We start from the raw sequence: 14437 nt of genomic DNA, 5'->3' as shown, positions 1-14437 counted from the left end.
ACCCCGGATGTTTCCGTCCCAGGCCGTACGGTGACCGCACCGTTGGGCTCGGGGGAGTGGCTCGCGATGGAGTGGCTGAGCGCAGAGAACGTTGTGGCTGTCGGGACCGCCGTGATCGGTGTCGTGGCCTCCGCAGTGATGGTCTGGTACGAGCGCCGGGTGCCGCGGCGCAAGCGGATCGGCTACCGGGTCCAGATGGACAACCCGATAGGCGACGACGTGCGCTCCGGGCGCGCCAACGTACGGCTGGGGCTGTTCGACGAGACGCCGGGCATGACGGACGCCACCCTCGTACTGCTGCGGATCGAGAACGACGGCTCGCAGAGCATCGCCGGGGACGACTACACGAGCCGCGAACGCCATGGCCTGACGGCGGTGTTCACCGACCGCACCATCCGCGGTGTGTCCGTCACCCAGCCGCCCGGCACCGACCACCTCATGGACCACTTCACCCCCGCCGCGGGCCTCAGCTACGAGGACGGCGTCCTGCGCATCCCGCGCGTCCCGCTCAACCGGGGCGAGCACTTCAAGCTGCTCGTGCTGCTGTCGGGCGGTGACGTGGGGCGGGAGATTCGGCTCATCGGCGGGCTGCGGGACGGCGAGGTCAGTCCCAACCGCAGTACGACACCGGACGACCAGCCGCCGCTCTTCAGTCGTGCGGCCCGGCTGATCACCGTGATGCTGACCGTGTGTGTCGTCACGCTCGCGCTGATCGTGGTGCTGCGTGACGACTCGCCGCCGCCGATCGGCTGTGAGCAGGGCACGCTGACGGTCACCGGCTCGACCGCCTTCGCGCCCGTGATGAGCGAGCTGGCCAAGAAGTACGAGCAGGACTGCGAGGGCGCCGACATCGTGGTCGACGCGCACGGCAGCACGGCGGGCGTGCGTGAACTCGCCGACGCGGGTGCCAAGGCCAAGAACGGCTCGCCGCCCGTCGTCGCCCTCTCCGACGGCCCCAAGCCGAGCGGGTTCCCGCAGCTGCGCGAGAACCGGGTCGCGGTCTCGGTCTTCGCGCTGGTGGTCAACGACGACGTACCCGTACGGAATCTGTCCCTCGCCGACGTGCGCCGTCTCTACCACGGCGAGATCAAGTACTGGAATGAGCTCGACGGCCCCGACGTCCCCGACGGCCCCCACCAGCCCGTCCTGCTCGTCAGCCGGGACGCCAACTCCGGCACCCGCCAGGTCTTCCAGCGACGCGTCCTGGGCCGCGGCGAGATCGCGAACTCCTCCCTGGACTGCGTCCACAAGGACGACGTGACGGCACCCGTGGTGCGCTGCGAACTCGACTCCACCGAGCAGGTGCTGAGCACCGTGGCCGGGCTGCCCGGTGCGATCGGCTACAGCGAACTCAACCTCGCCACCGGGTACAAGGGCCTGCACAAACTCACCCTCGACGGCCACATCGCGTCCGTGGAGGACCTGGAACACGGCGTGTCGGACTACCCGTACCGCGAGATCGAGTACGCCTACACCTACGGCTCGCCGCCCGCCGACTCCCTCGCCTCCAGCTTCCTCACCTACATCAGCCACGGCAACGGCCAGGACGTGATCCGCACCCACGGCCACCTCCCGTGCGGCACCCCGATGGGCCTCAAGATCTGCGGCGCCGGTTGAGCGGCCGCGCGGTTCCCCGCGTCCCCGGAGGAGCGCGGAGAACCGCGGGAAATCGCTAGCGTGGCTCCGGGGGGCGCTGGCGGGGCATGTTCGGGCGGGTGCCCGGCGGCAGCGGCAGCCGCCCGGCCGGCGCACCCTCCGACCGAGGGGCCCCGGCCAGGGAGGACTGGATCCCCAGCGGCGCCGGCCCGGTCCGGAACTCCACCATCCAGTCCGCGGTCTCGACCCGCACCAACTCCGTCACGTCCTCCGAAAACCGCCGCAGCACCCCAAGACACCGCTCCGCCGCCTCGCTGGCGGTCCCCTCCGTGGGCCCCAACACCTCCCGCACGCTCTCCGACGCCCAGTCGAACTGCAACACCTGAAGCCGCCGCTGCACGGCCTGCGCCGTGGCCACGTCCCTTATCCACCCGGAGGTCACACCGAAGAACCGGTCCCCGGCCACGCACGCCACCCCGAGCAGCAGCGCGAGATACCCCCAGGGGGCGACCCCGCCGACCACTCCCGTGAGGTCCAGCAGGGGGAGCGCGGCCCCGGCCACCGCCCCCGCCGCCGCCCCGCCGCGCAGCACCCGCGCGCCCCGCCGCTTCCACACCCGGTCCGCGAGATACCAGGCCGAGGTGTCGAGCGCCCCCCGCTCCACCCACCGGTACAGCTCATGGAGCCGCTCGGCCGGATCTCCCCAGTCCCCGAGCGGAAACGCCCGACCGGTCAGATCACCGGGCCGGGGCCCAGCGGCCTCGTCGTCCCGCCCGTCCTGGGCCGGCCCCTCGGGCTGCATCTCCGGCTGGCTCACCCGGCACTCCCTACTGGCGAAGGACGACGAAGCTGGTGACATTGCGTCTGGTGACGTTGTGTGATGTCAAGTGACGCATGGTGCCGAAGCGCCGTTTCCTTCCTACCGCCCAATGGGTGGCGATGGCCCGGGTTTCGCCGCTTTTCCGCCCAGAAGAGGGTCTTGATCAGGTATAGGCTTCAAGGTCGTCTCACTCGAAAGAGTGCTTGGGCGACGGCCCCGCCGACCACGTAGGCTCGTGCTGAACGGGAAAACCCCGTCCAGACAGCCGTACGAAACCAGGAGCTGATCGTGATTCCCGGTGGTGGCCAGCCCAACATGCAGCAGCTGCTCCAGCAGGCCCAGAAGATGCAGCAGGACCTCGCCGAGGCGCAGGAGGAACTCGCGCGCACGGAGGTCGAAGGCCAGGCGGGCGGCGGTCTGGTGAAGGCCACGGTGACGGGCTCCGGCGAGCTGCGCGCCCTGGTCATCGACCCCAAGGCCGTGGACCCCGAGGACACGGAGACGCTCGCCGACCTGATCGTCGCGGCGGTCCAGGCGGCGAACGAGAACGCGCAGACGCTTCAGCAGCAGAAGCTCGGCCCGCTCGCCCAGGGCCTCGGCGGCGGCAGCGGGATCCCCGGTCTGCCTTTCTAAGACCGGCGGCGGCCAACTACCGTACGTACTGAAAGATTCCAGGAAGGGCGGCAGTCCGTGTACGAAGGCGTGGTCCAGGACCTCATCGACGAGTTGGGGCGGCTGCCCGGCGTCGGTCCCAAGAGCGCGCAGCGGATCGCCTTCCACATCCTGCAGGCCGAGCCGACGGACGTCCGTCGGCTCGCGCAGTGCCTCATGGAGGTCAAGGCAAAGGTCCGCTTCTGCGCGACCTGCGGCAATGTGGCGCAGGAGGAGCTGTGCAACATCTGCCGCGACCCGCGCCGGGACCTGACCGTCATCTGCGTGGTCGAGGAGCCCAAGGACGTCGTCGCGGTCGAGCGGACGCGTGAGTTCCGGGGCAAGTACCACGTGCTCGGCGGTGCGATCAGCCCGATCGAGGGCGTGGGCCCCGACGACCTCCGGATAAGGGAACTCCTTGCCCGTCTGGCCGACGGAATCGTCACCGAGCTCATCCTGGCCACGGACCCGAACCTGGAGGGCGAGGCCACGGCGACGTACCTCGCCCGCATGCTCAAGCCCATGGGCCTCAAGGTCACCCGCCTGGCCAGCGGCCTCCCGGTGGGTGGCGACCTGGAATACGCGGACGAGGTCACACTCGGCCGCGCCTTCGAGGGGAGACGACTCCTAGATGTCTGACGCCACGCTGCACGCGACCAGTCAGGATCCCGACGACTTCGTGGTCCAGATCGCCGACCAGGTCGAGAGCTTCATCGTCGCTGTCACCGAAGTGGCGAAGGGCGACGAGCCGGACTCCGCCGTGCCCTTCCTCCTCCTGGAGGTGTCCCAGCTGCTGCTGGCGGGCGGCCGTCTCGGCGCGCACGAGGACATCGTCCCCGACGAGCGCTACGAGCCGGACCTCGGTCCGGAGCCGGACGTCGACGACCTGCGTGAGCGCCTCGCGGTCATGCTGGACCCGATCGACGTCTACTCCGAGGTGTTCGACCCGTACGAGCCGCGCAAGGCCCCGGTGGCCTGCCGTATCTCGGACGACCTCGCGGACGTCATCACCGATCTGCGTCACGGCATGGCCCACTACCGCGCGGGCCGCACCACCGAGGCCCTGTGGTGGTGGCAGTTCTCCTACTTCTCCAACTGGGGGTCCACCACCTCGGCGGCCCTGCGCGCCCTCCAGTCCCTGGTGGCCCACGTCCGCCTGAACCAGCCCCTGGACGATCTGAACGGCCTCGACACCGACCAGGACCTCGGCGAGGAGGTCCTCGCGGAGGAGGCGGGCCGCGTCATGGCCGAGGAGATCGGCGGACCGCTCGGCATCAGGTCGTCCAAGTAGCCCCGCCCCGGGGCCGGTCGGCGGGCCGGCGCGCCCGGGTGAAGACGGCGACCGGGCCGGCGATCCGGTACTGATCACCGGCAGCCGAGGACGCACGGACTCCTCCCCGGCAACAACTGTCGGCCGGCAGCCGAGGACGCACGGAAGGGGCCGTGCCGGTACGTCGCAAGCCCGTCGCGTACGCCCGGATCTGGCAGCGGCTCCCTCCCCCACCTCACGTCTGATCCACCGGCGACGGGCTCGACGTACCGGCACGGCCCCGACCCACCCACTCACCACCCGCCGCCCGCCGCCCGTCAACCGTCAGCCTAGCCCCCACAACCCCTTGCCCAAAGTGGTGAGTCCCCCCATCAGGGCAAGCAACAGAACCAGCACCCGGGCCCGCCGCTCCGGCACCCGCCCCGCAAGCACCCTCCCGACCGACGCCCCCGCGACCATCCCCGTCACCACGACCCCCCAGCGCCCCGCCCCAAGATGCGGAACGCCATTCGCAGCCACCGAGAAGGCGTTCACCACCACCCCGTAGAACAGCGCGTTCGGCACGAACTCCCGTACCGTCCAGCCCGCGTTGAGGGCGTAGAGAGAAACCGGCGGACCCCCCACCCCCGCCGCGGAGTTCATGAACCCGCCCACCGCCCCCGCGGCCACCGCACCCCGAGTGCCACGCAGCGCGGGCAGCCGGGCGCCCCGCATGACCACGACCACGGCCACCGTCACCAGCGCGCCCATGAACACGAGCAGCGCGGCCGGCGGCAGCCGCCGCGCGACCCGGCTCCCCACCGGAACGGTGAGCGCCGCCGCCACGCACAACGGCACCATGGCGCGCGCCCGCACCCGCCGCCACCCACCGGCGAGCCCCACGACACAGATCGCTCCGGCGGCGCAGTTCGCGAGGACGACCCCTTCGGCAGGCCCGAGCAGCAGCACCAGCGCGGGCACGGAGACGAGCGCGAAGCCCATCCCCGTCAGCCACTGCACACAGGACCCCACCAGCACGATCCCGCCCAGCATCAACTCGCCCGTCACCCACGCCCCTTACCCCACCCGCCACCCCCACACGCCCGTCACCATCCCCTCGCACAGCGTGAGTCGGGCGGGAGTTGGATCAGCCCTGCACGTCCGCCGGCCGGCCCCTAACCGGCGCGAAGAGAGGCTGGAGTCGCTCCCACAGCAAGCGGAGTACCCCCCACCGCGAGGCGGAAGCCGACACCCCGTACCGCCTCGATCGTGATCGCGCCGGCCAGCTTGCGGCGCAGGGCGGCGACATGGACGTCGAGCGTCTTCGTCGGGCCGAACCAGTTCGCGTCCCAGACCGCTTCCATGATCTGTTCGCGGGACATCAGCGCGCCCGGCTCCTCGGTGAGGAAGGCGAGCAGGTCGTACTCCTTGGGCGCGAGCGCCACCTCGACGCCGTCGAGGTGTACGCGGGCGGCCTTGCGGTCGACGGTGAGCCGCGGCCCGTACCGGTCGGGGCCGCTCTCCACCGGCGTACGCGGCTGGACGCGCCGCATGACCGCCCTGATCCGGGCGATGACCTCGCGTACACCGAAGGGCTTGGAGACGTAGTCGTCGGCGCCGATCTCCAGGCCCACCACCCGGTCGGTCTCGTCGCTGCGCGCGCTGATCACGATGATCGGCACGTCACCGCGGGCCCGCAGCGCCTTGCAGACGTCCAGGCCGTCGGTGTCGGGCAGGTCGAGATCGAGGAGGACGACGTCGTACGGGTTCTCGTGGGCCAGTGCCGCGTGACCGGTCGTGACCCAGGCGACCGTGAAGCCGTAGCGCAGCAGTCCGCGCCTCAGGGACTCGGCGACCGGCTGGTCGTCTTCCACCAGGAGTACGCGCACAGCCGAACCCTAGTGCTTGAGAGTTAAGTCACGGGGGGCCGGTGTGACGCGGGGCACTTTTCGGAGTGGCGGGGCGCGAGGGCGGGCAGGTGCCGCTCGGAGCGGCCGGAGGACCCTGCTGACCTGACATCCCGAAGTGATCACGTCGTGAGCGGGACATCTCACGATGTGATACTTCGGAGGGGATGTCCGGCCGCTCGTTAGACTGAGCCGACCGCAGTTGTGCGGTACAGAGACGGATTGAGCGAGGAGCGCACGTGGGCCTTGTCGTGCAGAAGTACGGAGGCTCCTCCGTAGCCGATGCCGAGGGCATCAAGCGCGTCGCCAAGCGAATCGTGGAAGCGAAGAAGAACGGCAACCAGGTGGTTGTCGTCGTTTCCGCGATGGGCGACACGACGGACGAGCTGATCGATCTCGCCGAGCAGGTATCTCCGATGCCCAGCGGACGAGAGTTCGACATGCTGCTGACCGCCGGAGAGCGGATCTCCATGGCCCTGCTGGCGATGGCGATCAAAAACCTGGGCCACAGCGCCCAGAGCTTCACCGGCAGCCAGGCAGGCGTCATCACCGACTCGGTCCACAACAAAGCGCGGATCATCGACGTCACGCCCGGTCGTATCCGTACGGCCCTCGACGAGGGCAACATCGCCATCGTCGCCGGTTTCCAGGGCGTCTCGCAGGACAAGAAGGACATCACCACGCTCGGGCGCGGCGGGTCCGACACCACGGCCGTCGCGCTCGCCGCGGCGCTGGACGCCGAGGTCTGCGAGATCTACACCGACGTGGACGGCGTGTTCACCGCCGACCCGCGGGTGGTGAAGAAGGCGAAGAAGATCGACTGGATCGCCTTCGAGGACATGCTGGAGCTCGCCGCCTCCGGCTCCAAGGTGCTGCTCCACCGCTGTGTGGAGTACGCGCGCCGCTACAACATCCCGATCCATGTGCGCTCGTCCTTCAGCGGACTGCAGGGCACCTGGGTCAGCAGCGCACCACTCGTTCAAAAGACACAGCAGCAAGGGGACCAGAAGGTGGAGCAGGCCATCATTTCCGGTGTCGCTCACGACACCTCCGAGGCCAAGGTCACGGTCGTCGGTGTCCCGGACAAGCCGGGCGAGGCCGCCTCGATCTTCCGCGCCATCGCCGATGCCGAGATCAACATCGACATGGTCGTACAGAACGTGTCGGCGGCCTCCACCGGTCTCACGGACATCTCCTTCACCCTCCCCAAGACCGAGGGCCGCAAGGCCATCGACGCCCTGGAGAAGGCCAAGGCCGTGATCGGCTTCGACTCGCTGCGCTACGACGACCAGATCGGCAAGATCTCGCTCGTCGGCGCCGGTATGAAGACGAACCCGGGAGTCACGGCGGGCTTCTTCGAGGCGCTGTCCGACGCGGGCGTGAACATCGAGCTGATCTCGACCTCCGAGATCCGCATCTCGGTCGTCACCCGCGCGGACGACGTGCCCGAGGCCGTGCGCGCCGTGCACACCGCGTTCGGACTCGACTCCGACAGCGACGAGGCCGTCGTCTACGGGGGCACTGGCCGCTGATGGCCGAACGGACCGGGCGACCGGCTGAAAGCCCTGGACGCCCCGGACGGCCTGGACGCTCCGGGCGGCCGACGCTCGCGGTCGTGGGCGCGACCGGGGCCGTCGGTACGGTCATGCTCCAGATCCTGTCCCAGCACGCGGACATCTGGGGCGAGATCCGTCTGCTCGCCTCCCCGCGCTCGGCCGGCCGCAAGCTGACCGTGCGCGGCGAGGAGGTCGAGGTGGCGGCGCTGAGCGAGGCCGCCTTCGACGGAGTCGACGTCGCCATGTTCGACGTCCCCGACGAGGTGGCCGAGCAGTGGGCCCCGATCGCCGCGGCCAAGGGCGTCATCGTGGTCGACAACTCGGGCGCCTTCCGGATGGCCCCGGACGTGCCCCTGGTCGTCCCCGAGGTCAACCCGCACGCCGCGCGCATGCGCCCGCGCGGGATCATCTCCAACCCGAACTGCACCACCCTCTCCATGATCGTGGCGCTCGGCGCGCTGCACGCCGAGTTCGGCCTGCGCGAGCTGGTGGTCTCCTCGTACCAGGCGGTGAGCGGCGCCGGGCGCGCGGGCGTCGAGACCCTGCGCCAGCAGCTGTCCCTCGTCGCCGGTACGGAACTGGGGACCAGCCCCGGTGACGTACGACGGGCCGTGGGCGACAACACGGGCCCCTTCCCGGAGCCGGTGGCGCTGAATGTCGTCCCGTGGGCCGGGTCGCTGCGCGAGGACGGCTGGTCCTCGGAGGAGATGAAGGTGCGCGACGAGACCCGCAAGATCCTCGGGCTGTCCGACCTGCCCGTGGCGGTGACCTGCGTCCGCGTCCCGGTGGTCACCACGCACTCCCTCACGGTGCACGCCCGCTTCGAGGGCCGGGTCACCGTGGCGAAGGCCCGGGAGATCCTGGCCACCGCGCCCGGGGTCGTCCTGTTCGACAACCCGGCCGCCGGTGAGTTCCCCACCCCCGCGGATGTCGTGGGCACCGACCCGACCTGGGTGGGGCGCGTGCGCCGGGCGCTCGACGATCCGACCGCACTCGAACTCTTCGTCTGCGGCGACAACCTCCGCAAGGGTGCCGCCCTCAACACCGCGCAGATCGCGGAGCTGGTGGCGGCGGAGCTCTACTGAACACCCGGTCGGTACCCGCGCCCGGTGTGACCTGGCCGGTATGTTCCCCGCCCCCGGGGTTCGGGAGCCAAAAACTCTCTGGCCGTGGCCGGAATCGTTTGTAGAATCTGTGTCGGTTGTCTGGCCGGAATAATGGTCCGGACCACTTGATCCGGGGCCGCTTGGCGTTTGAAGATTTTCTTCCCCGTTCTCCGCAACCGCGCGGAGGGCGGGGAGCGTCTTTGCGGTCGCCCTGAAACGGGTGCCCGGGGGCGGCACTGCATACGGGGCATAGGGGATGAGCTGTACGGATGAGGGCATTCAATGCACGGTCGGGCGCGCTGCCGGGCGCGTCGGCGGGTGTTCGAGCACGTGTCCCAGCGCGTGGTCCGGTACGTGTCCCAGCGGGGATCGACGTGTGCGCGGGAGCGGACACTTCGGCCGATGTGTCGCCTGAAGCGAATGTGATGCCTGTCGCGTACAACCCTGTTGGGGGTAGACGTGTCCAACAGGCGTGGCAGAGGTTCTCGATTTCACCGCGGTACAGACGAGGGGCACAGCCCTGCGTCCACCCCGCCGACTCCGCAGCCCCGGCGCGCCCGGCGGCATGCCGGTGATCGCGCCCATGCCCGCAGCGCGGCCCGCCCGCATACCGAGTCAGCGCGACGGCGCCGAGGACAGCGTGGCCGCCGGTACCACCGTCGACCATCTCACCGAGACCTACCGCGCCCACTACCGGTCGCTCCTGGGCCTCGCGGCGCTCCTGCTCGACGACACCGCCTCCTGCGAGGACGTCGTCCAGGAGGCCTTCATCCGGGTGCACTCGGCGCGCAAACGCGTCCGCGACCCCGAGAAGACACTCGCGTACCTGCGCCAGACCGTCGTGAATCTCTCGCGCTCCGCCCTGCGCCGGCGCATCCTCGGCCTCAAGCTCCTCTCGAAGCCGATGCCCGACATGGCGAGCGCCGAGGAGGGCGCGTACGACCAGCTGGAGCGCGACGCGCTGATCAAGGCGATGAAGGGCCTGCAGCGCCGCCAGCGCGAGGTTCTCGTCCTGCGCTACTTCGCGGACATGACCGAGGCCCAGGTCGCCGAGACCCTCGGCATATCGCTCGGATCGGTCAAGGCGTACGGTTCGCGCGGCATCGCGGCGCTCCGTGTCGCCATGGAGGCCCCGGCATGAGCGGGCGACGTGACAACCACGACCAACACGACCCACACGAGCCGTACGAGTGGCATGAGCCGATGAACCGGCCCGCGCCCCACGACGACGAGCACAAGCAGCACGCTGGGAACGGAACTGTGAACGACGGCCCCGACCGAAACGGCCCCCACACACAGGGCCCGGACGCTTCGGGCCCCAAGGCACTGGCCCCCAAGGCACTGGGCTCGAAGGCGCTGGAACCGAAGGCGCTGGACCCCGAGGTACTGGGCTCGAAGGCATCAGGTCCGGACGCGTCGGACCCGGACGCGTCGGACCCGGACACATCGGGTCTGGACACATCGGGTCTGGACACATCGGGTCTGGACACATCGGGTCTGGACACGTCAGGTCTGGACACATCGGGTCTGGACACGTCAGGTCTGGACCTACTGGGCTCCGAAGGGCTCGGCGCGGACGAGCTGGCGCTGCGCCGGCTGCTGCACCAGGCCGTGCAGGAGATCGAACCCCCCGACGGGACGCTGGAGCATCTGCGCCGCGCCGTGCCCGCCCGGCGCGCCCGCAAGCGCCAGGCCCTCGTCGGCGTGGCCGCCGCCGCGCTCTTCATCGGCACCGCCGTCCCGGCCCTGGTGCACGTCTCGAACGCCTCCGGGTCGAACGCCGACCCGTCCATAGCGGGCAACACCTCACAGGCCCAGGGCGGCACCAACCAGGGCAAGGGCCCGGACGGCGGGGAGAGCACCGCGGGCGGCAGCTCCGGCACCACCAAGGGCCAGACCAAGGGCGGCCAGTCCGGCAAGCCCGACAAGGGCAAGGGGGCGACCGCCGGAGCCTCCACCGGCGGCCCCGGTCCGTCGACCTCGCCGGCGACCGCGCCCGCGTGTACGGCGGCACAGCTCGGCGGGGCCACCAGCGCCATCGACTCCCCGGACACCACCGGCACGGTCTACGGCTCCTTCACCCTCTCGAACATCTCCGCCACCAGCTGCACCGTCAGCGGCGCGGGCACCGTGAGCGCCCTCGCGCAGGGGGCGGCGGACGCGACCAAGATCAGCACGGTCACGCATGTGGCGGGCGACGCGGCCACCGGGCTGCCGGACCCCACCACGGAGGTCGCCTCCCTGGTGCTGGGGCCGAGTGCCTCGTACGTCGTGAAGTTCGCCTGGGTGCCCTCGGAGACCTGCCCGGTCACCGAGGAGCCCTCGCCGAGCCCGAGCACCAGCTCGGACGGCACCACCGTCGGTACCGGCGCGGACGCCGGGGGCACCGGCACCTCGACCCAGCTCGTCACCGAGGACGGCGGCGTGGCGGACGGCAGTGTCTCCCTCTCGTACACGGCGGAGGCGGGCGCGGCACCGGCCACGACGACCGTGTCCAACGCGTGCGCGGGGACGGTCTACCGGACGGGGATGCTGCCGACGTCCTGAGCGGAGGTGTCCTGAGCGGTGGCGTCGCCGTCGGCGTGCTCGTCCGTGGTTCCGGCGGTGTCCTCGGCCGTGGTTCCGGTGTCGTCCTGGACCAGGCCCAGCTCGGCGTCCTTCGCGAACTCCGCCTCGCGGCGCAGCAGCCGGAACCACATGAAGACCACGAAGCCCGCGAAGACGAACCACTCACCGGTGTAGCCGAGGTTCTGGAACGCCTTCAGGTCCAGGCCGGTGCCCTGCGGCGCGGTCGCGGGCACCGCCGTCATCCCGCTGTCGGCCCGGGCGAGGGTGATCCAGGCGTCGTACACCTCGTACGGCACCAGGTTCACCAGCGACGCCGCGCTGATCGCGCCGGTCTGCCCGTCGGGGAGCCCCCCGGCGGCGGTCACGCCGTTCGCCCCCGGGCTCTCGGAGGCCTGCAGCGCACCGGTGACGGTGACCTCGCCGCTCGGGGCGGCGGGCGCCTTGGCCGGGTCCGCGGCACCGGGCAGCCAGCCCCGCACGACGGGCAGCGCCCTGCCGCCGTCGACGCGCAACAGCGTCAGCACGTAGAACCCGCGCCTGCCGTCGAGTTCGCGGTCCGGCACGAGGAGCTGTTTGCCGTACCGGCCGGTCGCGGTGGCCTGCTTCCCTGACGTGTCCGTGTTCACGGGCAACAGCTCGCCCAGCGGACGGGCCGGTTCCGTCCGGGCCGCCGCGGCCTGCTCACCGGCCGCGCGGTGGTCCTGCACGCGGGCCTCGAACCGGCCCAACTGCCACGACCCCATGAAGATGCAGAAGGGGATGGCCAACAGCACGAAGACGTTGATCCCCCACCAGCGGGGCGTCAGCAGGAACCGGTACACGACTTCCAAGGTACGGTGCCGCCGCGCGGGACTCGGCTTCGGGGCCCTGTCCGAGGGTGCGGGTCGGGGAAGTTATCCACAGGCTGGGGACCTCGTCGGCGCATCGTCGGTCGGGCCAGGCACTATGGGGCCATGACTGAGAGCAACGGGTCCGTCGAACAGCGGCAGACGGCCATGCCCGACTGGGAGAAGCGCTTCCGGGCGCCGCGGGTGTCGCTGCCCGACTGGGCGGAGGACGCCCCGCACCGCTCGCTGTTCGTCTCCAACGCCACGGGGACGTACGAGCTGTACGCGTGGGACCGCGAGACGGGACAGCAGCGCCAGGTCACGGACCGGGCGAACGGGACGACGGACGGGGTGCTCTCCCCGGACGGCGAGTGGATCTGGTGGTTCGACGACAAGGACGGGGACGAGTTCGGCATCTGGCGCCGCCAGCGTTTCACCGGACCCGACTCCGCCGAAGCCGCCGACCTGGACGAGCCCGCGGCCCCGGGGCTTGAGCCCTCGTACCCCGGGGGCCTGGCCATCGGCAGGGACGGACGGACGGCGGTGGTGGGCCGCTCGACGGACGAGGAGGGCTCGACGCTGCACGTGGTCCGGTCCGGCGAGGCCCCCGTGGAGATCTACCGCCACCGGGAGTCGGCGGGAGTCGGCGACCTCTCGCACGACGGCTCGCTGATCGCCGTCGAGCACACCGAGCACGGCGACGCGATGCACTCGGCGCTGCGCGTACTGCGCCCGGACGGCTCGACGGTCGCCGAGCTCGACGACAGCAAGGGCGGCACGGTCGAGCTGGGTCTGGAGGTGCTCGGCTTCGCCCCGGTCGACGGGGACACCCGGCTGCTCGTCGGGCACCAGCGGCGCGGCCGCTGGGAGCCGCTGGTGTGGGACGTGGTGACGGGGGAGGAGACGGACCTGGTCCTGGACCTCCCGGGTGACGTGGCGGCCGAGTGGTATCCCGACGGCTCGGCGCTCCTCGTCGCCCATGGCTTCGAGGCCCGCAGCGACCTGTGGCGCTACGACCTGGCGTCCCGCGAGCTGGTGCGGGTGCCCACCCCGCCGGGGACGGTGTCCGGGGCGACGGCCCGCCCCGACGGAACCGTGGAGTACCTGTGGTCCTCGGCGGCCGAGCCGTCCGCGGTCCGCTCGACCACCGGCGAGATCGTCCTCGATCCCCCAGGCCTGAAGTCCCCGGCCTCGGTCCCGGTGGAAGACGTATGGGTGGACGGCCCCGGCGGCCGCATCCACGCCCTCGTCCAGAAGCCGGCGGGCACCACGGGCCCCCTCCCCACCGTCTTCGACATCCACGGCGGCCCGACCTGGCACGACAGCGACTCCTTCGCCGCGGGCCCGGCGGCCTGGGTGGACCACGGGTACGCGGTGGTGCGGGTCAACTACCGGGGCTCCACGGGCTACGGCCGCGAATGGACGGACGCCCTCAAGCACCGAGTCGGCCTGATCGAGCTCGAAGACATCGCCGCGGTCCGCGAATGGGCGGTGACCTCCGGCCTCGCCGACCCCGCCCGGCTGATCCTGACCGGCGGCTCCTGGGGCGGCTACCTCACGCTCCTCGGCCTCGGCACCCAGCCGGACGCGTGGACCCTCGGCATCGCCGCCGTCCCGGTCGCCGACTATGTGACGGCGTACCACGACGAGATGGAAGCCCTGAAGGCCATGGACCGCACACTCCTCGGCGGCACCCCCGAGGAGGTCCCCGAGCGCTTCGAGGCGTCCTCCCCCCTCACGTACGTCGACGCCGTCAAGGCCCCCGTCTACATCTCGGCCGGCGTGAACGACCCGCGCTGCCCCATCCGCCAGGTGGACAACTACGTCACCCGCCTCGCCGCCCGAGAAGCCGTCCACGAGGTGTACCGCTACGACGCGGGCCACGGCTCCCTGGTCGTCGACGAACGCATCAAGCAGGTGAAACTGGAACTGGACTTCGCAAAGAGACACCTGGAGCTGTAACGGCCAGGGGGGACCGCGCCCGCCGACAGGAGCGCCCCGTCAGGGGCGCGGGGAACTGCGCGCCCAGCCCCCACCCACCCGCAGTCGAATCCGGGCCCCGGTCGGGGTGCAGGGGCGGAGCCCCTCGGGGGTCTGGGGCGCAGCCCCAGGTGCGGGCTCCCCCACCACACCCCGGCCGAACCCCCCTCGCCCCCG

At 71.1% G+C, this 14437-nt stretch carries 13 protein-coding genes; 9 read left to right on the top strand and 4 right to left on the bottom strand.

Translation table 11 applies throughout. The annotated features are described in order from the left end of the window. The first annotated feature begins 66 nt into the window (after positions 1–66). Positions 67–1617 (top strand): substrate-binding domain-containing protein, encoded by a 1551-nt coding sequence (locus RV986_RS24390; protein WP_475924408.1) that lies wholly within the window; start codon positions 67–69, stop codon positions 1615–1617. Between the two features lie 55 nt (positions 1618–1672). On the opposite strand, the gene RV986_RS24385 is transcribed toward RV986_RS24390, so the two are convergent. Next, a complete protein-coding gene (locus tag RV986_RS24385; RefSeq protein WP_475919431.1) occupies positions 1673–2413 on the bottom strand; it encodes an SLATT domain-containing protein in 741 nt (246 codons plus the stop codon). A 291-nt stretch (positions 2414–2704) separates the two neighbouring features. On the opposite strand from RV986_RS24385, the gene RV986_RS24380 reads away from it, so the two are divergent. The 3 genes from RV986_RS24380 to RV986_RS24370 are packed head-to-tail and all read left to right on the top strand — an operon-like array spanning position 2705 to position 4358. Further along, entirely contained in the window at positions 2705–3049 is a 345-nt protein-coding gene (locus RV986_RS24380; protein WP_475919430.1) for a YbaB/EbfC family nucleoid-associated protein, read from the top strand. A gap of 57 nt (positions 3050–3106) precedes the next feature. Then, complete coding sequence (gene recR / locus RV986_RS24375; RefSeq protein WP_475919429.1) at positions 3107–3706, top strand: recombination mediator RecR; 600 nt, start codon at positions 3107–3109, stop codon at positions 3704–3706. Beyond that, positions 3699–4358: a DUF5063 domain-containing protein gene (locus tag RV986_RS24370; RefSeq protein ID WP_060899733.1), complete on the top strand. Its 660-nt coding sequence runs from the start codon at positions 3699–3701 to the stop codon at positions 4356–4358. The genes recR and RV986_RS24370 overlap by 8 nt, the downstream gene beginning before the upstream one ends. 303 nt (positions 4359–4661) lie before the next feature. Here the strand turns inward: RV986_RS24370 and RV986_RS24365 are convergent, their stop codons facing one another. Both RV986_RS24365 and RV986_RS24360 read right to left on the bottom strand, forming a co-directional pair. Continuing rightward, positions 4662–5369, bottom strand: coding sequence for a TSUP family transporter (locus RV986_RS24365; protein WP_475924407.1), 708 nt, complete (start codon positions 5367–5369; stop codon positions 4662–4664). Between the two features lie 122 nt (positions 5370–5491). Next, entirely contained in the window at positions 5492–6205 is a 714-nt protein-coding gene (locus RV986_RS24360) for a response regulator transcription factor (RefSeq protein ID WP_475919428.1), read from the bottom strand. Between the two features lie 257 nt (positions 6206–6462). On the opposite strand from RV986_RS24360, the gene RV986_RS24355 reads away from it, so the two are divergent. From RV986_RS24355 to RV986_RS24340, 4 genes are all read left to right on the top strand, one after another. Then, complete coding sequence (locus RV986_RS24355; RefSeq protein WP_475919427.1) at positions 6463–7755, top strand: aspartate kinase; 1293 nt, start codon at positions 6463–6465, stop codon at positions 7753–7755. Continuing rightward, positions 7755–8864 carry an aspartate-semialdehyde dehydrogenase gene (locus tag RV986_RS24350; protein ID WP_475919426.1) on the top strand — a complete coding sequence of 370 codons (1110 nt, stop codon included), beginning with the start codon at positions 7755–7757 and terminating at the stop codon, positions 8862–8864. Before RV986_RS24355 ends, RV986_RS24350 begins: the two co-directional genes overlap by 1 nt. Before the next feature lie 586 nt (positions 8865–9450). After that, a complete protein-coding gene (locus RV986_RS24345; RefSeq protein WP_475924406.1) occupies positions 9451–10026 on the top strand; it encodes a SigE family RNA polymerase sigma factor in 576 nt (191 codons plus the stop codon). Further along, positions 10023–11432 (top strand): hypothetical protein, encoded by a 1410-nt coding sequence (locus tag RV986_RS24340; protein ID WP_475919425.1) that lies wholly within the window; start codon positions 10023–10025, stop codon positions 11430–11432. Before RV986_RS24345 ends, RV986_RS24340 begins: the two co-directional genes overlap by 4 nt. Here the strand turns inward: RV986_RS24340 and RV986_RS24335 are convergent. After that, a complete protein-coding gene (locus tag RV986_RS24335; RefSeq protein ID WP_475919424.1) occupies positions 11402–12274 on the bottom strand; it encodes an SURF1 family protein in 873 nt (290 codons plus the stop codon). The genes RV986_RS24340 and RV986_RS24335 overlap by 31 nt on opposite strands. Before the next feature lie 132 nt (positions 12275–12406). Here RV986_RS24335 and RV986_RS24330 point away from each other — a divergent pair, with 132 nt between their 5' ends. After that, positions 12407–14242, top strand: a complete 1836-nt coding sequence (locus tag RV986_RS24330; RefSeq protein ID WP_475919423.1) for a S9 family peptidase — start codon at positions 12407–12409, stop codon at positions 14240–14242. The last annotated feature ends 195 nt before the right edge of the window (positions 14243–14437 follow it).

The organism is Streptomyces sp. RLA012, assembly GCF_056270325.1.
The sequence above is the reverse complement of the archived record's forward strand: the minus strand, read 5'-3'. Positions and strand labels throughout refer to the sequence as shown.